We start from the raw sequence: 20,482 nt of genomic DNA, 5'->3' as shown, positions 1-20,482 counted from the left end.
CACCACACGCCTCGACGCCCTCATCCAGCCATCCCCGGCGGCGGCGCCGCTCAGCGGCCCGCTCGCTCCTCCAGGACCGTGCGCCAGGCCGGTGCGGGGCCCTCGGGGGTGGTCTCGGGGCGGCGGCCGCCGCGGGCGAAGAAGTCGGCCAGGGGCAGGATCGCCGCGCCGACGGTCACCGCGTCGGGCCCGAGGCGTCCGAGGTCGATGGTGACCTGCTCGGCCGGGTGCCGCAGGGCGTACGCCGCCGCGTGCTCGCGTACGGCGGGCAGGAACCCGGACCCGAGCTGGAGCCCCGCCCAGCCGCCGATCAGGATCCGCTCCGGCTGGAAGAGGTTGATCAGGTCGGACAGGCCCGCGCCCAGATACTCGGCCGTCTCCTCCAGCACGGCGAGCGCGGCGGGATCGGCGGTCCCGCCGCCGGCCGGGTAGGCGGCGGCGAGCATCGCGGTCAGCGCGGTCTCCTCGTCGGCGTCCTCGGGCGGCCGGCCGCCCTCCTCGCGCCAGCGCTCCAGCAGCGACTCGGCACCCGCGTACGCCTCCAGGCAGCCGAGCGCGCCGCAGCGGCACCGGCGCCCCCGGACCCGTACCGTCAGATGCCCCCACTCGACGGCCCGCCCGTGTTCCACCTCGGGGGTGACCAGGCAGGCGCCGACGCCGGAGCCGAAGAGGACGACGACCGCGTTGCGGGCGCCCCGGCCGCCGCCGAACCACATCTCGGCCTGGCCGAGGGTGCGGGCGCCGTTGTCGATGAAGTACCGCACGGTGTCGGGGAGCGGGGAGCCGGCCCGGAGCAGTTCCTCCAGCGGGACGGCGTCCCAGCCGATGGTCTGGCCGTGCACCACGGCCCCGCGCTGCGGGGTGTGCTCGACGATGCCGGGGACTCCGATCCCCACGCCGAGCAGCCGCGCGGGGTCGATGCCGGCGCTCTCGGTGACCTCGGCGACGCCGTCGCGGATGTGGCCGGCGATGACGTCGACGTCGTAGCGCCGCTGGCCGAGCGGGCGTTCGGCGCGGGCGAGTTCGGTGAGGGTGAGGTCGAACAGCTCGATCCGCACCCGGGTCTCGCCGACGTCGACGCCGATCATGTGGCCGCTGCCGGGCGCCACCCGCAGCAGGGTGCGGGGGCGGCCGCCGTCCGAGTCGACGCTGCCGGCCTCCTCGACCAGGCCGTCGGCGACCAGGTCGGCGACCACGTTGCTGACGGAGCCGGAGCTGAGCCCGGTGGCGGGGCCCAGCTCGAACCGGCTGAGCGGCCCGTCGAAGTACAGCCGTTGCAGCACCGCCGTCCGGTTGGCCCGTCTCAGGTCGCGTACCGTGCGCCCGTTCCGCTCCGCCATGTGACTCCTCCCCGCCCGTCCCTGTCCCCGATATTACTCAACCACTTAATTAATGGGATGAGCTAAGCGGGGCGAACCTCCGGGACGGCTCAATTCGCCGCGTACACGTCCTCCACGTAACGGCCCTCGGCGATCAGCGCGTCGAGCCATGCGGCGGCGGCCGCCTCGTCGGCGTCCGGGGTGCGCTCGCGGTACAGGGTACGGAACGCCGCCCGCACGCCCGGCGCCATCCGGGAGCCGTCCCCGCAGACGTACACCGTGGCCCCGGCGTCGAGCAGGGCGCCCACCTCGTCGGCCTCGGCGGCGACGCGGTGCTGGACGAAGGCCATCCCGCGCTCGGGCGCCGCGCTGAAGACGGGGCGCAGCCGGACCGCTCCGGCGGCCTCGGCGGCACGCAGCTCCTCGGCGTGCAGGAAGTCGGCGCCGGGGTCGTCGCAGCCGAAGTACAGCAGCGCGGGCGGGAGTTCGGCGCCCTCGGCGAGGGCGGCCACGCGGTCGGCGACGGCTCCGCGGAAGGGGGCGAGGCCGGTGCCCGCGGCGATCATCACCACGGGTGCGGAGCCGTCGATCCGGAACGCCTCCCGGCACGGCTGGACACGGACGTACAGGGTGTCGCCGGGCCGGACGGAGGCGAGATGACCGGAGCCGGTGCCGCGGTACACGCCCTTGCCGGACCGGGCGGGCGCCTCCAGCAGGGAGACCATCAGGTCGGCGTGGCCGGGGTCGGCTGCGGGCGAGGAGGAGATGGAGTAAGGGCGGGGGCGCATGGGGGTGAGCAGGCCGAGCAGGCGCGGCCAGTCGAGGGCGCCGCGCAGGGCGGGGAAGTCCTCGAACAGCTCGACCAGGGTGCGCGGGTCGTCGGTGAGGGCGGCCAGGGCGGCGCGCTCCGGTGGGCAGGGGTCGGCGGCGGCGAGCGCGGCGAGCCGGTCGGCGCCGGGACGGTCCTGGAGTTCCACGTGGTGCGTCAGCAGGTGACGTACCGTCAGCGGACGGTCGACGGCGAGGCCGTCGCGGCGGGGCCGGGCGGTGCGGATGTCGAGGACGGTGTCGAGGTCGACGCCGAACGCGGTTGCGGCGCGGGAGACGAGGCCCGGCGGGTTGGCGGGCAGCACCGTGAGGTGGTCGGCGGTGCGGTAGGTGACGCCGTCGGGCAGGGCGACGCGGACGAACCGCTTGCGGCGCGGGTGGCCGGGGGCGGTGAGGTCGCGGGCCTCGGTGACGGTGGCCGCGACGAGTCCGTGCCGTTCGGCGAGGGCGTCGAGCGGGCCGCCGGTCAGGGTGCGGACCTGGTAGCCGGTGTCCGGCTCGGCCCCGTCGGCACCGGCCTCGGGATCGCCGTACCGTTCCAGCAGCGCATTGCGCATCCGGGCGGTGAACGCGCGGACGGCGCCGCCGAGATCGCCGGAGGCGTCGGCGGCGGCACGGTCGGTGAGCCGGGTGGCGCCGAGTCCGGCCAGGCGGGCGTCGATCCGGGTGGGGACGTGCTGGTAGGTGGCGGCCCAGTTGCGGTCGCCGACGCCGAGGACGGCGTACTGGACGCCGGCCAGATCGGGGGTGCCCTCCAGCCAGGCGGCGAAGGCGGTGGCGTCGTCGGTGGGGCGGCCGTTGTACGAGGCGGCCGTGATGATCACCGGCCGGTCGGCGGGCAGCGCGCCGGCGTACGCGTCGAGGGCGGCGACCTCGGTGACGCAGCCCAGCGTGGCGGCCTCGTCGGCGAGCTGAGCGGTGACGTCGCGGCAGGTGCCGTAGTTGCTCCCGTGCAGGAAGAGGGCGCGGGTGCCGGGGCGGACGCGGGCCGGAAGGGCGGCCGTCTCGGCCGTCCGGTGCGGCGCGGGCGCGGCGGGCGCTCCCGGCAGCGGGTGGTGGACCCGGTCGGCGGGGGTGCGCGGGGTGAGGGTGAGCGTGAACCCGTCGGGCTTGAGGGTGAGGGTCTCCTTGACGGTGAGGCGGTAGTCCGCGTGGTCGTGCAGCCGGTAGCGGTGGACGAGCATCGCCAGCAGCATGGTCGCCTCGTGCAGCGCGAACTGGCGGCCGATGCAGGCGCGTTCCCCGGTGCCGAACGGCTTGAAGGCGTGCACGGGACGGGCCGCCTCGGCCTCGGGGGTGAACCGGGACGGGTCGAACAGCTCGGGGTTGTCGCCCCAGACGGGCTGCCGGTGCAGCATCGGCGTGACGACGGTGACGGCCTGCCCGGCGCGCAGCGGGACGCGCCCGCCGAGCAAGGTGTCCTCCCGCGCGTGCCGGCTGAAGGCGGCGGCGGTGGGCCACAGCCGCAGCGCCTCGTTGAGGACCTGGCGGGTGCATGCGAGGCGGCCGATGTCATCGTACGCCGGCTCGGGGTCGCCCCGGTCGCCCCACAGCGCGTCGGCCTCGCGGCGCACCAGCTGGAGCGCGGTGGGGTGCTTGGCCAGGTAGTACAGCGCGAACGACATGGCGCCGGAGGTGGTCTCGTGGCCCGCGATCAGGAAGGTGATGACCTGGTTGCGGATGTTGGCCGGGTCGAGGGTGGTGCCGTCGGCGGGGTGTGCGGCGGTGAGCATCAGGCCGAGGAGGTCGTCGGTGCCGGTGCGGGCGGTGCCGGTGCGGGCGGCGATGACCTCGTCGACGACGGCGGCGAGGTAGTCGGCGTCGGCGCGGAACGCCGCGTCGGCCGCCGCGTGGTCCTCGCCCGGGACGCGGCCGAGGCGGGTCATGCTCCACTCCAGGCAGCGGACCATCGCCTCGACGAAGGGGTGGGGTTCGGCGCGTGCGAAGGAGCCGAAGTCGTAGCCGAATCCGGCGAGGCCGATGGTGTCCAGGGTCATCCGGGTCATGTCGTCGGGAACGTTCACCGGACGGCCGTCGGCGGCGGCGCGGTCCCAGGACTCGATGAGCCTGCGGGCCACCTCCAGCATCACGGGGTGGTAGGTGCGCATCGAGCCGAGCGCGAAGGCGGGCATGAGGATGTCGTGCGCCTTGGCCCAGTTGGGTTCGTCGTCGTACGCGGTGAACAGGCCGTCGGCGGTGAACTCGCGGACGTTCTCCAGGGCGGGCCCGATGTGCTTGGCGAACCGCCGCTCGTCGGCGAGGTCGGTGACGAGGTCGAGGTCGCTCACGAAGAGCGTGTCCCGCCCGTGCAAGCGCCGCACCAGGACCGGCCCGTGCTCCCGCATCAGGCCCATGACCTGCTGAAGGGGGGTGCGGCCGGGGCCGGTCGCGGAGATGTCGACGAGGGGGACGCCGGGAAGTCCGGCCGGGGTGCGGGCGGGCGGCGCGATCCGGGCGGACGGCGCGGTGTGGGGGTGCGGCGCGGTGTGAGGGTGCGGCGCGGTGGGGGGCATGACGCGACAATTGCCTTTCACGGTACGGAAGTCCTGCCCTTCCAGCCTGTGCGCCCGCCCTGCCGCGTCCGGCCGGTGGGACTACACGATCGTGCAGTGGAAAGGGCGCGTCCCTCCTTGCGCACCGCCGCTCCCCCGCCCTCTGCCCCGCGGGCACGGCCGTCGGGCTGCCTCTTTATCGTGAGAGGCGGTTGAGCAGTGGCGGGAGGTGCCGGTGGATCCGGAGCGGCGGGAGGCCGTGCTGTGGCGCAATCGCGCGCTGACGCTCTTCGACCGGGTGTCGCTGCCGGTGGCGGTGTGCGATGTGTACGGCGCGGTGCTGCTGGCGAATCCGGCGATGGCCACGGAGTGCGGGACCACACCGGGCGGGCTGCGCGGCCGGGACGTGCTGGAGCTGTTCCGGCCGCAGCAGGCGACCCAGGTGGAGCGGATCGCCCAGGCGCTGCGGCTGCGGCACCGGTCGCGCTACCAGGTGTCCGTGCGCTGGCGGGCGCCCGGCGGTGCGCAGCGGTACGGGGAGCTGACCGCCGACCCGGTCAGCGACACCATCGAGGACACGCCGACGCTGCTGGTGATGCTGCGGGTACTGGGCGAACGCAAGACCGCGCGGGCGGCGGCGGGGGCGAGGGATGCGCGGGAGGCGCGGGTCACCCCGGTCGAGGCCCGGATCCTGGCCCTGCTCGCGGGCGGCGCCACCACGGCCCGCGCCGCCCGCGAGACCGGCCTCAGCACCGACGGCGTCACCTATCACCTGCGGCGCCTGTCGGCCCGCTGGGGCGCGGCGAACCGTACGGAGCTGGTGGCGCGGGCGTACGCCCTCGGGGTGCTCGCGGCGGGGGTGTGGCCGCCCACCCCGGTGTGACCGGGGGGCGGCGCGGCCAGGCGGCCAGGCGGCCAGGCGGCCAGGCGGCCAGGCGATAAATCGATGGCACCTCCATCCATCGGCTGTCTACCCTGAGCCGGACGGAAACCTAGGCCTCCTAGGTTTCTTGCCACCGACCCCCTCGACACATCTCTTCAGGAGGCACCCCCGTGCGCCCGCTGACCGACAAGGACATCCGCGGCTCCTTCGTCAACTGTTCCAAGGGCGAGGCGAGCCGCCTCCCGCTCCCCCGGGATCTCGCCGAACGGCCCTGGGACGACCTCGACTTCCTGGGTTGGCGCGATCCGGGCGCACCGGACCGCAGCTATCTGGTCGTCGAGCGCGACGGCCGCCCGGTCGGCGTCAGCCTGCGCTTCCCGCCGCCGCAGCGCGGCTTCCTCCAGCGCAGCATGTGCGCGCTCTGCCTGACCGGTCACCCGCGCGGCGGCGTCTCCCTGATGACCGCACGCAAGGCCGGCGCGGCGGGCCGCGAGGGCAATTCGGTCGGCCTGTACATGTGCACCGACCTGGCCTGTTCCCTGTATCTGCGCGGCAAGAAGGTGCCCGAGTCCGGCGCCCGCTTCGAGGAGAGCCTGACCCTGGAGGAGCAGATCGCCCGCACGACGGGCAACCTCTTCGCCTTCCTGGACAAGCTGTACGCCTGAACGGACATCCTTAACACGTTCGACGTCCACAGTGACGGGGAACAGCGCAAGGGATGCGAGTTGCACGTGTGAAATGGCCGGAACCTGTCGCCCGATGGGTCAAGCGGCATCGCGAACCGGTGGTCGTCCAGGCCCTGCGGTCGACGTTCGCCGCGACCGTCGCGTACGTCATCGCCCTGCGTCTGAGCCCCGAGGCGGCCCCGCTCACCGCGCCGCTGACCGCCCTGCTGGTCGTCCAGGTCACCCTGTACGCCACCCTCACCAACGGCATCCGCCGGGTGAACGCGGTGGTGGCCGGGGTGCTGGTGGCCATCGCCTTCAGCCTGCTGGTGGGTCTGACCTGGTGGAGCCTCGCGCTGGTGATCATGGTGTCACTGGCGGTGGGCCATCTGGTCCGGGTCGACGAGTACGTGGCCGAGGTGGCGATCAGCGCCATGCTGGTCCTCGGTGTCACGGCCGTCGGGGAGTACGCCTGGGCGCGGGTCCTGGAGACGCTGATCGGCGCGGTCGTCGGGCTCGGCTGCAATCTGCTGCTGCCGCCGCCCGTGTGGGTGGGCGAGGCGGGCGAGTCCATCGAGGGGCTGGCCCGCCGGATGCGGCAGCTGATGCTGCGGGTCGGCGAGGAGGCGGCGGGGCGCACCCCGGCGGAGCGCGCCGCCGAGCGGCTGCACGAGGCCCGCCGCCTGGACCACGACATCGTGCAGGTGGACGCGGCGCTGCGGCAGGCCGAGGACAGTCTCCGGCTCAATCCGCGCGTGCGGGAGGGCCTGCTGCACCGGATCGTGCTGCGCACCGGCCTGGACACCCTGGAGATCTGCACGGTCGTCCTGCGGGTGATCGCGCGCTCCCTGACCGACCTGGCGAAGGAGCGCGAACCGGAGCCGCTGTTCGAGCCGCGGACAGGTGCACTGGTGGAGCGGTTGCTGTCCGAGCTCGCGGACGCGATCGTCAGCTTCGCCGTGCTGGTCACCACGCATGTCAGCAGCAACGCCGAGTCGGCCGAGGAGCGGCTGGCGGCCGAGCTGCAGGCGGCCGCGGCCACCCGCGACAAGCTGGCCGAGACGATGCTGGAGGAGGTGCGCCGCGACCCCCGCCAGTGGCAGCTGCACGGCGCGGTGCTGACCGAGGTGAACCGTATCCTCGACGAGCTGGCCATCGAGCACCGCTCGCGCCGGCTGCTGGAGGAGCTGGACCGCAGCACCCGTGAGCAGCGCGAGCGGCGGCCGTGGCTGACCCGCATGCTGGAGCGGACGCGGATCACCCGCCGCCGGCTGCGGGACCGGCTGTCCGCCATACGCCGTACGGCATGAGAGCCTCGGAACGCATGAACGGACGACCGGACGACCGGGACGACGAGACGGCCGGGCGAGGGATGAACGACGAGCCGGAGTGGGGATCGATGGGCTGGAGCAGGCGCCGTTTCCTGGGCACGCTGGCCGCGCTGCCGGCGGCCGCCGCGTGCGGCGGCTCCCCCGGGGCCGGAGGCGGGACCGCCGGCACCGGAACCGGGAGCGGCAGCGGGACCGGGACCGTGCCGCCCGACCGACGCGGCACCTCGGGGACACCCTCACCCGAGCCGTCCGGCCCCCGCCCGCTCCTCCTCGGCACCTACACCTCCGCCGAGGGCGGCGGCACCGGCATCGGTCTCGCCTCGTACGACCCGGTGACGGGACGGATCACCGGCACCGGCACGCTCACGGGCGTGCCGGACCCGTCGTACCTCGCGGTCCACCCGGACGGGCGGACGGTGTACGCGGTGAGCGAGCGGGACGACGGCGCGGTGAGCGCCGTACGGCTCGCCGACCGGACGGTGCTGGGCAGCCGGAGCACCGGAGGGGCGGCGCCCTGTCATCTGTCCGTGCATCCGGGCGGACGCTGGCTGCTCAGCGCGAACTACGCCTCCGGCAGTGTGGCCGTGCACCCGATCGACGCGTCGGGGGCGCTGGGCGAGCGCACCGGGCTGGTCGAGCACCCGGGCCGGGAACCGCACGCGCACCAGATCGTCACCGCCCCGGACGGCCGGCACGTCCTCGCCGTGGACCTCGGCACGGACACCGTGCACACCTACCGCCTCGACGAGCGGGAGGGCACGCTGACGGAGGTCGCCCGGGCGCGGACCCGGCCGGGCGCGGGGCCGCGGCACCTGACCTTCCACCCCGGCGGCCGGTACGCCTATCTGGCGAACGAACTCGACGACACGGTCGCGGTGTGCGCCTACGACCCGGACACCGGACGCCTCGACATCGGGACGGGCCCCTCGACGGGCGCGCGGGGCGACGTCACCAACTATCCGGCGCAGATCCTCGTGACCGCGGACGGGGCGTACGCCTTCCTCGCCAACCGGGGGCACGACAGTCTCGCCCGGTACGCGGTGGAGGACGACGGGGCCCGGCTGCGGCTGCTCGGCACGGTGCCGGTGGCGGGGGACTTCCCGCGGCAGATCGCCTTCTCGCCCGACGGGCGGCTGCTGTTCGCGGCGAACCAGCGGTCCGGCACCGTGAGCGTCTTCCGTGTGGACCGGGAGACCGGCGGGCTGCGGCGCGCGGGCGAGCCGTTCGCGTCACCCGTCGCCGTCTGTGCGCTGCCGCTGTAGGGCGCGCGGGCAGTGGCCGGCGCTCGCCTGCGAGAGCAGCACGTGCATCCGCTCGGTGAGCTGCGCGACGTCGTCTGCCGGCCGGTGGAAGGCCAGGCGTACGTCGCCGTGGGCGCGGCGGCGTTCGATGCGCAGTGTCAGACCGTGCCGGTCGACGGCGAGCGGCTGGACGCGCACGGCGCCGTGCAGGCTGCCGGGCTCGACCAGGCGGCTGAGCCGCTCGACGGCGTCCGGGTGGGCGTCGGCGAGGTGGGTGAGCAGCCGGGCCTCGGCGGTGGCCAGCGGGTCGGGCCGGGCGGCGGCGAACTCGGCGAGGTCGATCACCTCGGCACCGGCCGGTCGGTGCAGCACCACGCGGGTGGCCTGGAAGGCCAGGCCCCCGCCCTCCTGGACGGTGAGCCGGCCGGCGAGCCACAGCCGGGCGCGGATCCGGTTGCGCAGCGGCACGGGCGCGACGTCGGCGAACTCCAGGACGGCGGAGGGCTCCCCGCGCGGCGCGCAGATGGCGGCGGCGAGCAGGGCGCTGTCGTCGGGGACGTGCAGGATCACCCGGCCGTCCTCGGTCACGGTGTGCGCCCCGACGAGCTCCTCGCGGATGCCCTCCGCGGTCACCGAGCACGACCAGGCGGCGGCCAGCACCGACCGGGCCCGTTCCGCCGTCGCGGGCGTGGCCGCCCAGGTCCGGCCGTCATGCTTCCCGTCACCCATCCGAATCCTCCCTTAGGTTAGCCTCACCTAACTTACCGAAGATCGGGGTGTACGCCAACCACGTCCGGCTTACTCAGGGATCACCGGCGCGCTGACGGCGCGTCGCGGCTCAGCTCGCTCCCGTCCAGTGCGCCGGGCGGCTCACCGAATCCGGCAGCCGGGTGCCCGGTCCCCCGCGGGCGGCGTTCACCTGCGGCTGGGTGAGGAAGAAGGCGCCGGTCAGATCGGCGTCGGTGAGATCGGCGTCCCGCAGGTCGGCGCCGATCAGGTCCGCGCCGCGCAGATCGGCACCGGTCAGATCGGCGGCGATGAGCCAGGCCCCGCGCAGGTCGGCGCCGCGCAGATCGGCGCCCTTGAGCCGGGCGCCCATCAGGTCGGCGCCCCGGCGGTCCTTCCCGCGCCCGCGGATGCCCGCCCGCGCCAGCTCGCTGGTCTTGAGCAGCAGCACGTTGACCTCCTGCCGGTGCGCGGCGACGTCCAGCGCCGCGAGCTCCTCGGCGGTCTGCCGGGTCAGCGCCTCGGTGCGCTCCCGCGCGCGGCGCAGGTCGGCGTGGAGCGGGCGGGCGGCGGGCAGGGTCAGGGCCTCGGTGAGGTACCAGAGCAGTTCGTGCAGCTGCCGCACGACGGGGAAGACATCGAACATCCGGCGCGCGTGCTCCGGCGGCGCGCCCCGCCAGTCCGTGCCGCCGAAAACGACCTGGGAGACCCGCTGTCCGGCGCCGAAGCAGTCGTAGACCGTGCACCCGGTGAACCTCTTGCCGCGCAGCCGGTCGTGAATGCCGCACCGGTGGTCGCCGCCGAGGTGCGGGCAGGGCTTGCCGGCCGGCTTGTCCAGGGCGAAGTCCGCCGAGGCGGCGAAGGGCAGGGCGACACAGCACAACCCGAAACAGCTGCCACAGTCACCGCGCAGCTCGGCCAGGTCACCTTGGTGATCACGCATGCGCTCCACCCTAGACGGGCCGCCGCAGCGAATGCCCACCGAAGCGTTCCCGCCGGTTGTGGGGGTCGTCCCAACCGGCGGGAAGCACCCTGCCGAGGCGGCCGGAGTGCCGGTCGGTCGAGGTAGTGCGCACGCCCCTCGTCGTCGAGCTCGAAGGGCCCTCCGGGATGATGCAGAACTCATTGCCCTCGGGGTCCGCCATCACCAGGAATCCGCCACCGGCGTACTCCTCCAGCCCGCCGAGCTTCTCGACCCGCTGCCGCTCGGTCTGACGTCCGGTCAGCGGGGGAAGAGTTCGAAGGCGACCGCCGGCGCTCCGCCGAACCGCTCCCCCGCCTCCCGGGTGGTCGTGGTCAGGAACTCCCGGACGTAGGTCTCCGGGTCCTGGTCGGTGAGGGCCTCGATGTACGCGCGGTGCTCCAGGAGGGAGCGCACCCCCGCTTCCAGGCCCGCCTCCGTGGCCGTCACGGCGTGGGTGGGGGTGGCGGAACCGGCGACGGCGACCCAGCGCACCCCGTTCCAGGGCTCCAGGCCCTGTTCGACCAGCTCGGGGAAGATCCAGCGGTTGCCGGCGTCGGCGGCGGCGTCGAGGGTGGCGCGGCCGACGGCGACGTGGTCCGGGGTGTTCCAGGCGACGCCGCCCCAGGTGTCCCGGTGGTTGAGGGTGATCACCAGCTCGGGGCGGTGGCGGCGGATCGCCGCGGCGATGTCACGGCGCAGCGCGGTGCCGTACTCGATGACGCCGTCACGGTGGTCCAGGAACTCCACCACCGACACCCCGACGACCGCGGCGCTCGCCCGCTGCTCCCGCTCGCGCAGCGGGGCCGCGTCCGCGGGGTGCAGCGTGTCGATGCCGGCCTCGCCGCGGGTGGCGAGGACGTAGGCGACCTCGCGGCCCGTCTCCGTCCACTGGGCGATGGCCGCGGAGCAGCCGTACTCCAGGTCGTCGGGGTGGGCGACGACCGCGAGGGCGCGGGTCCAGTCGTCGGGCATCGGCTGGAGCCGGGTGATCTCTGTCATGGGTCGCAGCGTAGCGCCGTGCGGCAACTGCCGCCCGGAGGCTGCCGCTTGGGGGCCTACACCTCGTCCCGGGCCAGCGCGAGCAGGCGGTCCAGGACGCGCGGGCCGCCCGCGCGGATCCCGTCGTGCTCGAACTCGTCGGTCACCCAGGTGCGCAGGCCCTTGATCGCGCGGGCCGTCTCCAGGGAGTGCGCGGTGTCGACGTACATGTCGTCGTGGTAGATCGCAGCGGCGGCCGGGACCTCGTTGGCGGCGAGGCGGGCGGGGTCGTACAGGCGCGGCCAGTCGGTGCGGGCGGCGAGGAGTCGGGCGGTCTCGCGCAGCGGGCGCAGCGCCGGGTCGGTGTCGAACATCCACGGGTAGACGCACTCGCCGGTGAACAGCAGCGGCCCGTCGCCCGCGAGCGCCTTGGCGGCGTCGAACTGCGGGAACTCGGCGCGCACCCGCTCGGCGGCCCAGGCGGTGGGGCGCCCGCCCTGGCCGTAGATCGCCTCGTGGACCAGCGCGTACAGGGGGTGTCCGGCGTACGACAGCAGGCCCTGCACCTCCTCCTGGAAGGCGTCGGAGAGCTGCGGGCCCTGCGGGGTGCGGACGAAGGCGTGCTCCAGCAGGTAGTGCAGGCGGTGGCTGCCCTCGCTGCCGCCGAGGAGGATGCCGAGGGACTGGAAGGCCTCGACGGTGAGCCGGTAGCCGTTGGGCAGGACCACGTCGTGGCCGAGCAGGTGGTCGGCGATCCGGCGGGCCCGCTCGACGTCCTGCGGGTAGCGGGCGTAGTGGGCGGCGACCTTGCGTTCGACGCGCGGGTAGGCGGCCCGGTAGACGTCGTCGGCGTGGGCGTCGAGGGAGGGCAGTCCGCCGGTGACGAGGGCGGCGGCGAGGCCCTCGGGGGCGGTGGAGAGATAGGTGACCGTGCAGAAGCCGCCGAAGCTCTGGCCGAGGACGGTCCAGGGGGCACCGCCGGTGACCTGGCCGCGGATCAGCTCGCAGTCCCTGACGATCGCGTCGGCGCGGAAGTGGGCCAGGTAGCCGGCCTGCTCGGCGGGGCCGCCGCGCAGCGGGAGGGTCTGGCGGTTGGCGGGCGTGGAGTGGCCGGTGCCGCGCTGGTCGAGCAGCAGGACGCGGAACTCCTGCAGGGCGCGGCCCAGCCAGGCCTGCCTGCCGACGAACCGGTTGGCGCCGAAACCGGGGCCGCCCTGGAGGTAGAGCAGCCAGGGCAGCTCCTGGTGCGCCTTGTCCGCGGCGACGACCTCGCGCGCGTACAGCTCGATCGTCTCGCCCGCCGGGTCGGCGTGGTCGAGGGGCACGGTGAAGTGGCGGTCGGTGAGGACGACGCCGGGCTGGCGGTAGCTGACGCTCAACAGGGCTCCCGGTGCGTACGGTCGGGTGTGATCGCGTCCCAGTTCAGCACATGCGCGCCGGCCCGGCGGGGGCGGGGATGCTGAACGGCCGTTCAGCAGCGGCGCGGCCGTTCAGCGTCCCGCGAGGCTGGAGCGTCGTACCACCAGCTCCGGCTGGAGGACGACCCGGCGGTGTTCGTGGGCCCGGCGGCTCGTGTCCGTCTCGGTCTCCTCCAGCAGCAGTTCGGCGGCGAGCGCGCCCATGGTGACGGCGGGCTGGCGGACCGAGGTGAGCGGGACGGCCGCGGCGGCGGCGAACTCGATGTCGTCGTAGCCGACGATGGCGAGGTCGTCGGGGACGCTGACCCCGGCCGCGTACATGGCCTGGAGCACGCCGAGGGCGAGCAGGTCGTTGGCGCAGAAGACGGCGGTCGGCCGGTCGGCGAGGCCCAGCAGCCGCGCCCCGGCGTCCCGGCCCGCGGCGACGTCGAGCCGTTCGGTGGGCAGCTCGCGCAGCGCCTCGGGGCCGAGTCCGGCCTCGGCGAGCGCGTTGAGCGCGCCGGTGCGGCGGTCGCGCACCTGGTTCAGGCCGGGCGGGCCGCTGACGTACGCGATGGTCCGGTGCCCGGCGTCGACGAGATGGCGTACGGCCAGCGCGCCGCCCGCCACGTCGTCGACGGAGACCGAGCACTCGGTGGCGCCCTCGGCGACCCGGTCGACGAGCACGAACGGGATGCCGTGGCGGCGGAACGCCTCGATGTTGCGGCCGGTGGCGTCGGCCGGGGTGAGCAGCACGCCGCGCACCCGCTGCTCGGCGAAGAGCGACAGGTACTCGGCCTCCTCGCCGGGGTTCTGGGCGCTGTTGCAGACCATCACGCCGAGCCCGGCGTCCCGCGCGGCGCGCTCGGCGCCGCGCGCCACGTCGACGAAGAACGGGTTGCCCATGTCCAGCACGAGCAGCCCCATGATCCGGCTGCGGCCCGCGCGCAGCTGGCGCGCGGACTCGCTGCGGACGTAGCCGAGCCGGTCGATCGCGGACAGCACGCGCGCCCGGGTCTCGGTGGCGACCGTGTCCGGACGGTTGATGACGTTCGAGACCGTGCCCACGGAGACTCCGGCGGCGCGGGCGACGTCCTTGATACCCACCGACTGGGCCATCAGGCAGGGACCTCCAGAAAGACGAGGGGCGGCGGGAAGGCCTTCACACTACCGTCACGCCGCCCGGCCGCGACCGTACTCACGAGGGCAGGCGGAAGTCGGCGACGCGCAGCGCCGACGGGGTCGTACCGGTGGACTTCTCCTGGTACATCACCGACAGGACGCCGTCCTGGGCGATCCGTGTCTCGTCGACGACGACCTCGCCGAAGGCGTTCAGCCCCGCGCCGTCGTACAGCGGCTTCCAGTCCGTGTGCCCGGAGGCCGCGGAGGCGGCGGCGATCCGGACGTAGGGGAAGACCGCGTACGCGTTGTCGTACCGGTCCAGGACGAGTCTGGTGCGCTGGCTCGAGTGGAGCGGGACCGGGATCTCGGTCTTGCGCCAGGTACCGGCGGGGGTGCGGCGCAGGTGGAAGGCGCGGCCGTGGGCGGTGCGGTCGGCGACGTAGTCCGTGGTGCACTGGCCGAAGCGGCCGGGGACGTAGGAGATGATCGCGTGCGGCCGGCCCGCGGAGTCGGTGAACTGGCTCTCCTGGTTCATCAGGGAATGGTCGGGGCTGAGCGGGTCCACGACCAGACCGGTGTCGGTCACGGAGACCCGGTCGGAGCCGCCGGTGACGCCGACGACCGTGCCGACGTCGTTGCGCCAGGTACGGCCGCGGTCGTCGGAGTACACGTAGCCGGTGTCGTGGTTGGTGAGGCCGCCGCTCGCGCACATCACCGCGGCGTTCTGTTCCCGCCAGGTGAAGAAGGCGTGCAGTCGGCCACGACGGTCGTAGTCGATGCCGTGGAGGTACATGTTGCGGGCGGTGGACGAGCCGTGCGCGCTGGTGTACGTGCCGGTGGAGCCGGTCCACTCCCCCAGCGCCGTCCACGTGGTGCCGTCGTACTCGGCGAGGGCGTTGCGCCCGTTGCCGGAGACTCCGGCGCGGTAGCTGAGCTGGAGCCTGCCCTCCGGGGTGGTGATGAACTGGGGGTAGGTGAACCGGGAGGTGAGGGCGAGCCCGTCGAGCGTGGACTGCGGCGGCCCGAACCGGCCGGCGCTCCAGCCGAGTCCCGCGGGATCGTCCATGAGTCCGGCGACTGACTTGACGTAGGTGAAGCCGTCGCTGTGCGAGTCCATGTTCAGGTGGAGCCGGCCGTCCGCCTTCGAGACGCCCATGGAGATGACGTTGTGGGAGTCGTCGTACCGCAGCGTGTGGCCGACCCGCACGGTCTGCCAGGTGCTCGCGCCCAGGGCGCGGCGGCCGACGACGGCGTTGCGGTCGGCGGTGTACCAGGCGGCGTACTGGTGCCCCTTGTACGTCAGCAGGCCGTTCTTCTGGAAGGAGTTGTTGTTGACCAGGCCGTCGTAGGAGACGAAGTAGATCGCCTGGTGGTCGAGGGTGGTGGTGCCCGCGGGGGTGACCGAGGGGCCGGGGGTGGCGGCCCGCGCGACGCCGGGGGCGGCGGCCGCGGCGGCCGCCAGGGCGGTGGTGAGGACGGTACGTCGTCTCATCGGCACGCTCCGGGTCAGGCGAGGTGGAAGACCTCGGTGAGGGGTTTCATGGCTTCGTCGGGCCGGGCGCCGTCCAGTGACTCGAAGAACGGGGCCATCTCGGCCTGCCAGCGGGCGTTGACGTCCGTGGCCTCCATGCCGGCGAGGGCGGCCTCGAAGTCGTCGGTCTCCAGGTAGCCGACGAGCAGGCCGTCGTCGCGCAGGAAGAGCGAGTAGTTGTGCCAGCCGGTGGCCGAGAGCGCGTCGAGCATCTCCGGCCACACGGCGGCGTGGCGTTCGCGGTACTCGGCGATCTTGTCCTGGCGGACCTTGAGCAGGAAACAGACGCGCTGCATGAAGTACCGCTCCTGTGTCAGAAGTTGTAGTCGTCGATGTTCTTCGCGTCGAACACGGTGGGCTTGCCGAGGCTGATCACGCCGTCCTTGCCGATGGTGTACTCGCCCATGTCGCCGGCGGTGAAGGTCTCGCCCTCCTTGCCGGTGATCTGCCCGGAGGCCAGCGCGACGGCGGTGCGCGCGGCGAGTTCGCCGAGCTTGGCCGGGTCCCACAGCTCGAACGCCTCGACGGTGCCGTTCTTGACGTACTTGCGCATGTCGTTCGGGGTGCCGAGGCCGGTCAGCTTGACCTTGCCCTTGTACTTGGAGCCGGACAGGTACTGGGCGGCGGCCTTGATGCCGACGGTGGTCGGGGAGATGATCCCCTTCAGGTTCGGGTATTCCTGGAGCAGGCCCTGGGTCTGCTGGAAGGACTGCTGGGCGTCGTCGTTGCCGTAGGCGATTTCGACGAGCTTCATGTCCTTGTACTTGGGATCCTCGAGCTCGTCCTTCATGAACTCGATCCAGGTGTTCTGGTTGGTCGCGGTCTGCGCGGCGGACAGGATCGCGAACTCGCCCTTGTAGCCGATCTGTTCGGCGAGCAGCTGCACCTCGGTGCGGCCCAGGTCCTCGGCGGAGGCCTGCGAGACGAAGGCGTTGCGGCAGTCGGGCTTGGTGTCGGAGTCGTACGTCACGACCTTGATGTCGTTGCTCATCGCCTGCTTCAGCGCGGTGCACAGGGCGCCCGGGTCCTGCGCGGACACGGCCATCGCGTCGACCTGCTGCTGGGTGAGGGTGTTGACGTACGACACCTGTCCGGAGGTGTCGGTGGCGCTGGACGGTCCGACCTCCTTGTAGCGGGAGCCCAGTTCCTTCAGGGCCTTCTCGCCGCCCTTGTCGGCGGTGGTGAAGTACGGGTTGTTGACCTGCTTGGGCAGGAAGCCGACGGTGAGGCCCTTCTTCAGCTCGGCGTCGGGGTTCGCCTTGCCGCCGGCGGCGGCCGGGCCTTGCTCGGCGGCCACGTCCTTCTTGGTGGTGCCACCGCAGGCGGTGAGGGCGAGGGCGAGGGAGGTGACGGCGGCGAGGGCGGTACAGGTGCGGCGGAGGGATGACTTACGCATGAGGGGTCCTTTCGACAGGGGGGAGCGGAGGCGCCCTGAAGGGGCGCGGGGCACTGTGCGACCAGCCACGAACAACCGGCTAGCCGGACGACCGCGCACGGACGACGGCGATCTGCCGCGCCACCCGCGGCCCGAGGACGGACAGGACGAGCAGCACACCGGTGACGACGATCTGCGACTGCGCCGAGACGTCCTGCAGACTCATCACGTTCTGCAGCGCACCGAGCAGGAAGACACCGGCGATCGCCCCGCCGAGCGTCCCCTTGCCCCCGTCGAAGTCGATGCCGCCGAGCAGCACCGCGGCCACGACGGAGAGTTCGAGCCCCGTCGCGTTGTCGTACCGCGCGCTCGCGTAGTGCAGGGCCCAGAACACACCGGTGAGCGAGGCCATCAGCCCGGTCAGCGTGAACAGGATCAGCTTCTGCCGCCTGACCCGGATCCCCGCGAACCGCGCCGCCTCCTCACTCGCCCCGATCGCGAACAGCGACCGCCCGAACGGCGTGGCGTGCAGCGCGACGACGGCGATGGCGAGCAGCACCAGGAACGGCAGGAGGGCGTACGGAAGGAACGTGTCACCGATGCGTCCCGCCGCGAAGTCCAGGTACGGCGCCGGAAAATCGGTCACCGCGTCGGAGCCGAGCACGATCTGCGCGATGCCGCGGTAGGCGGCGAGGGTGCCGATGGTGACGGCGAGGGACGGCAGTCCCAGCCTGGTCACGAGCAGCCCGTTGACCAGCCCGCACACCACACCGAGCAGCAGGCACAGCGGAATGATCGCCTCGATGGCCATGCCCTGGTTCCACAGGGCGCCCATCACCGCGCCGGACAGCCCGGCGGTGGAGGCGACGGACAGATCGATCTCGCCGGAGACGACGAGCAGGGTCATCGGCAGCGCGATCAGCGCGATCGGCAGCGCGTTGCCGATCAGGAAGGACAGGTTCAGCGCGTTGCCGAAGCCGTCCACGAACGTGAAGGAGAACAGCAGCAGGACGACCAGCAGCGCGCCGACGACCGTGTCCCAGCGGACCGCGCGCGTCAGGGACTCAGGCATGGCGGGCGTTCCTCTTCTTCAGGGCGTTGGCCACGCGCAGCGCGACGACCCGGTCGACCGCGATGGCGAGGATGAGCAGGATGCCGTTGATCGCGAGCACCCAGACCGAGCTGACGCCGAGCGCGGGCAGCACGCTGTTGACGGAGGTCAGCAGCAGCGCGCCGAGGGCCGCGCCGTAGACGCTGCCGGAGCCGCCGGTGAAGACGACGCCGCCGACGACGACCGCGCTGACGACGGTGAGTTCGTAGCCGTTGCCGGTGCCGGAGTCGACGTTGCCGAACCGGGCCAGGTACATCGCTCCGGCGAGTCCGGCGAGCGCCCCGCACACGGTGTAGGCGGCCAGGATGCGTTTGCGGACGGGGATGCCGGCGAGCCGCGCGGCCTCCGGGTTGGAGCCGAGCGCGTACAGTTCGCGGCCGCTGCCGTAGTGCTTGAGGAAGTAGGCGGTGGTGACGAGGACGGCGAGGGCGATCAGGGCGAGGTAGGGCACCGCGGAGATGCCGCCGGAGCCGAAGTCGACGAAGGAGCCGGGCAGGTCGGCGGCGGTGATCTGCCGGGAGCCGACCCAGATGGAGTCGATGCCGCGGATGATGTAGAGGGTGCCGAGGGTGACGACGAGCGCGGGCACCTGGCCGAGGCTGACGAGCAGGCCGTTGAGCAGGCCGAAGCCGACGCCCATCAGCACCGCCAGCAGTACGGCCGGCACCGGGTGGCCGCCGTCCTGGAGGTACGTCCCGGCGGCGAAGGCGCTGATGCCGAGGGTGGAGCCGACGGACAGGTCGACGTTCCGGGTGATCACCACCAGGGACTGGCCGGTGGCGACGAGGACCAGAATGGTGGCGTTCAGCAGCAGGTCCTTGATGCCCTGCGCGGAGAGGAACTCGCTGTTGCCGGCCTGGGTGACGGCGATCATCACCAGGAAGACGGCGAGGATGGCGAGTTCGCGCATCCGGAAGACGCGGTCGACGAGGCGGGTGCCGCTCGACTCGGGCACGTCCGCTACGGGGGTTTGCTCGGGGGCGGTCACGGTCACGCTGCCGCCCTCCCGGTGGCTGCGGCCATCACGGTTTCCTCGGTGGCGTCGGAGCGCGGGATCTCGGCGGTCAGCCGGCCCTCGTGCATGACGAGCACGCGGTCGGCCATGCCGAGGATCTCGGGCAGGTCGGAGGAGATCATCAGGACGGCCACGCCGTCCGCGGCGAGCCGGGAGAGCAGGCGGTGCACCTCGGCCTTGGTGCCGACGTCGATGCCGCGCGTCGGCTCGTCGACGATCAGCACCTTGGGGCGGGTGGCGAGCCACTTGGCGAGGACGACCTTCTGCTGGTTGCCGCCGGACAGCGTGGAGACGGCGTCGGCGATCCGGGCGTACTTCACCTGGAGCCGCACCGCCCAGTCGAGGGAGCGGCTGCGTTCGGCGCCGCGGTCCATCAGGCCCGCCTTCACCGTCGTACGCAGGCCCGTGAGGCCGATGTTGCGCTCGATGGACATGTCCATCACCAGGCCCTGGGCGCGGCGGTCCTCGGGGACGAGGGCGAGCCCGGCGGCCATGGCGGTCGAGGGGGCGCCGCTGACGAGCGGCTTGCCGTCCACGGTGACCTCGCCGGCGTCCCAGCGGTCGACGCCGAAGACGGCCCGGGCGACCTCGGTGCGGCCGGCGCCGACCAGTCCGGCGAGGCCGACGATCTCGCCGCGCCGCACCTCGAAGGAGACGTCGGTGAAGACGCCCTCGCGGGTCAGGCGGCGCACGCTCAGCGCGACCTCGCCCGGCCGCACGTCCTGCTTGGGGTACAGCTCGTCGAGGTCGCGGCCCACCATGCGGCGGACCAGGTCGTCCTCGGTCATCCCGGCGAGGGGCTCGCTCGCGATCCGGGCGCCGTCGCGCAGGGTGGTCACCTTCTGGCAGATCTCGAAGATCTCCTCCAGCCGGTGGGAGATGAACAGGACGGCGGCGCCCTGTTCCCTGAGGGTGCGGACCACGCCGAAGAGGCGGGCGACCTCGCTGCCGGTGAGCGCGGCGGTCGGCTCGTCCATGATCAGGACGCGGGCGTCGAAGGAGAGCGCCTTGGCGATCTCCACGATCTGCTGGTCCGCGATGGACAGTCCGCGCGCGGGGCGGTCGGGGTCGAGGTCGACGCCGAGGCGCCGCATCAGGGCGGCGGTCGCGGCGCGGGTGGCCTTGTGGTCGATGCGGCCGAGGACACGTCGGGGCTGCCTGCCCATGAAGATGTTCTCGGCGATCGACAGGTCGGGGAAGAGCGTGGGCTCCTGGTAGATCACGGCGATGCCGGCGTCGCGGGCGTCGCCGGGGCCGTGGAAGACGACGGGCCCGCCGTCGAGCAGTACCTGGCCGGTGTCCGGCCGGTGCACTCCGGCGAGCGTCTTGATGAGGGTCGACTTGCCCGCGCCGTTCTCCCCGGCGAGGGCGTGGACCTCGCCGGGGAACAGCTCCAGGGACACGTCCCGCAGGGCGCGGACGGCACCGAAGGACCGGGAGATGCCCTGGAGCGCCAGCACCGGGGTCGGCCCCGTGTCGGACGGGTGGGTCATGGGGGCTCCTC

At 73.3% G+C, this 20,482-nt stretch carries 17 protein-coding genes and 1 pseudogene; 4 read left to right on the top strand and 14 right to left on the bottom strand.

Annotated features, from left to right (window positions below; translation table 11 throughout):
* Nucleotides 1–50: 50 nt before the first annotated feature.
* Both AB0K92_RS18160 and AB0K92_RS18155 read right to left on the bottom strand, forming a co-directional pair.
* On the bottom strand, nucleotides 51–1,340 hold the full coding sequence (locus AB0K92_RS18160) for an ROK family transcriptional regulator (RefSeq protein ID WP_365923988.1): 1,290 nt from the start codon (nucleotides 1,338–1,340) through the stop codon (nucleotides 51–53).
* An 89-nt stretch (nucleotides 1,341–1,429) separates the two neighbouring features.
* A complete protein-coding gene (locus AB0K92_RS18155; RefSeq protein ID WP_365923986.1) occupies nucleotides 1,430–4,660 on the bottom strand; it encodes a cytochrome P450 in 3,231 nt (1,076 codons plus the stop codon).
* A 214-nt stretch (nucleotides 4,661–4,874) separates the two neighbouring features.
* Between AB0K92_RS18155 and AB0K92_RS18150 the strand changes: the two genes are divergently transcribed.
* From AB0K92_RS18150 to AB0K92_RS18135, 4 genes are all read left to right on the top strand, one after another.
* Complete coding sequence (locus AB0K92_RS18150) at nucleotides 4,875–5,522, top strand: PAS domain S-box protein (RefSeq protein ID WP_365923984.1); 648 nt, start codon at nucleotides 4,875–4,877, stop codon at nucleotides 5,520–5,522.
* A gap of 170 nt (nucleotides 5,523–5,692) precedes the next feature.
* Nucleotides 5,693–6,187: an FBP domain-containing protein gene (locus AB0K92_RS18145; protein WP_166004084.1), complete on the top strand. Its 495-nt coding sequence runs from the start codon at nucleotides 5,693–5,695 to the stop codon at nucleotides 6,185–6,187.
* 53 nt (nucleotides 6,188–6,240) lie between these two features.
* The gene (locus AB0K92_RS18140; protein ID WP_365923982.1) at nucleotides 6,241–7,497 is read left to right on the top strand and encodes an FUSC family protein; all 1,257 of its coding nucleotides are present in this window, start codon (nucleotides 6,241–6,243) and stop codon (nucleotides 7,495–7,497) included.
* A gap of 62 nt (nucleotides 7,498–7,559) precedes the next feature.
* On the top strand, nucleotides 7,560–8,780 hold the full coding sequence (locus AB0K92_RS18135) for a lactonase family protein (RefSeq protein WP_365924123.1): 1,221 nt from the start codon (nucleotides 7,560–7,562) through the stop codon (nucleotides 8,778–8,780).
* On the opposite strand, the gene AB0K92_RS18130 is transcribed toward AB0K92_RS18135, so the two are convergent.
* The 12 genes and pseudogenes from AB0K92_RS18130 to AB0K92_RS18075 all read right to left on the bottom strand — a co-directional run bounded on the left by AB0K92_RS18130 (nucleotide 8,748) and on the right by AB0K92_RS18075 (nucleotide 20,471).
* A complete protein-coding gene (locus AB0K92_RS18130) occupies nucleotides 8,748–9,488 on the bottom strand; it encodes a DUF2470 domain-containing protein (protein ID WP_365923980.1) in 741 nt (246 codons plus the stop codon). The two genes, AB0K92_RS18135 and AB0K92_RS18130, sit on opposite strands and share 33 nt — an antisense overlap.
* A gap of 109 nt (nucleotides 9,489–9,597) precedes the next feature.
* A complete protein-coding gene (locus AB0K92_RS18125) occupies nucleotides 9,598–10,428 on the bottom strand; it encodes a pentapeptide repeat-containing protein (RefSeq protein WP_365923978.1) in 831 nt (276 codons plus the stop codon).
* Nucleotides 10,429–10,544: 116 nt separating this feature from the next.
* Nucleotides 10,545–10,693: pseudogene (locus AB0K92_RS18120) on the bottom strand (VOC family protein); the annotation flags it as partial.
* A gap of 14 nt (nucleotides 10,694–10,707) precedes the next feature.
* Complete coding sequence (locus tag AB0K92_RS18115) at nucleotides 10,708–11,448, bottom strand: PIG-L deacetylase family protein (protein WP_365923976.1); 741 nt, start codon at nucleotides 11,446–11,448, stop codon at nucleotides 10,708–10,710.
* A 56-nt stretch (nucleotides 11,449–11,504) separates the two neighbouring features.
* The gene (locus AB0K92_RS18110; RefSeq protein ID WP_365923974.1) at nucleotides 11,505–12,806 is read right to left on the bottom strand and encodes an alpha/beta fold hydrolase; all 1,302 of its coding nucleotides are present in this window, start codon (nucleotides 12,804–12,806) and stop codon (nucleotides 11,505–11,507) included.
* Between the two features lie 111 nt (nucleotides 12,807–12,917).
* Nucleotides 12,918–13,943, bottom strand: coding sequence for a LacI family DNA-binding transcriptional regulator (locus AB0K92_RS18105; protein WP_166004068.1), 1,026 nt, complete (start codon nucleotides 13,941–13,943; stop codon nucleotides 12,918–12,920).
* 79 nt (nucleotides 13,944–14,022) lie between these two features.
* Entirely contained in the window at nucleotides 14,023–15,438 is a 1,416-nt protein-coding gene (locus AB0K92_RS18100; protein WP_365923971.1) for a BNR repeat-containing protein, read from the bottom strand.
* Nucleotides 15,439–15,452: 14 nt separating this feature from the next.
* Entirely contained in the window at nucleotides 15,453–15,773 is a 321-nt protein-coding gene (locus tag AB0K92_RS18095; RefSeq protein WP_365923969.1) for an L-rhamnose mutarotase, read from the bottom strand.
* Between the two features lie 17 nt (nucleotides 15,774–15,790).
* The gene (gene rhaS, locus AB0K92_RS18090; protein ID WP_365923967.1) at nucleotides 15,791–16,873 is read right to left on the bottom strand and encodes a rhamnose ABC transporter substrate-binding protein; all 1,083 of its coding nucleotides are present in this window, start codon (nucleotides 16,871–16,873) and stop codon (nucleotides 15,791–15,793) included.
* A gap of 79 nt (nucleotides 16,874–16,952) precedes the next feature.
* Nucleotides 16,953–17,924: an ABC transporter permease gene (locus AB0K92_RS18085; protein WP_365923965.1), complete on the bottom strand. Its 972-nt coding sequence runs from the start codon at nucleotides 17,922–17,924 to the stop codon at nucleotides 16,953–16,955.
* Nucleotides 17,917–18,957 carry an ABC transporter permease gene (locus tag AB0K92_RS18080; RefSeq protein ID WP_365923963.1) on the bottom strand — a complete coding sequence of 347 codons (1,041 nt, stop codon included), beginning with the start codon at nucleotides 18,955–18,957 and terminating at the stop codon, nucleotides 17,917–17,919. Before AB0K92_RS18080 ends, AB0K92_RS18085 begins: the two co-directional genes overlap by 8 nt.
* Nucleotides 18,954–20,471, bottom strand: a complete 1,518-nt coding sequence (locus tag AB0K92_RS18075) for a sugar ABC transporter ATP-binding protein (RefSeq protein ID WP_365923961.1) — start codon at nucleotides 20,469–20,471, stop codon at nucleotides 18,954–18,956. The genes AB0K92_RS18080 and AB0K92_RS18075 overlap by 4 nt, the downstream gene beginning before the upstream one ends.
* Nucleotides 20,472–20,482 lie beyond the last annotated feature (11 nt).

The organism is Streptomyces sp. NPDC052687, from assembly GCF_040678395.1.
Classification (GTDB): domain Bacteria; phylum Actinomycetota; class Actinomycetes; order Streptomycetales; family Streptomycetaceae; genus Streptomyces.
This window is presented reverse-complemented; position numbering and strand designations above follow the sequence as displayed.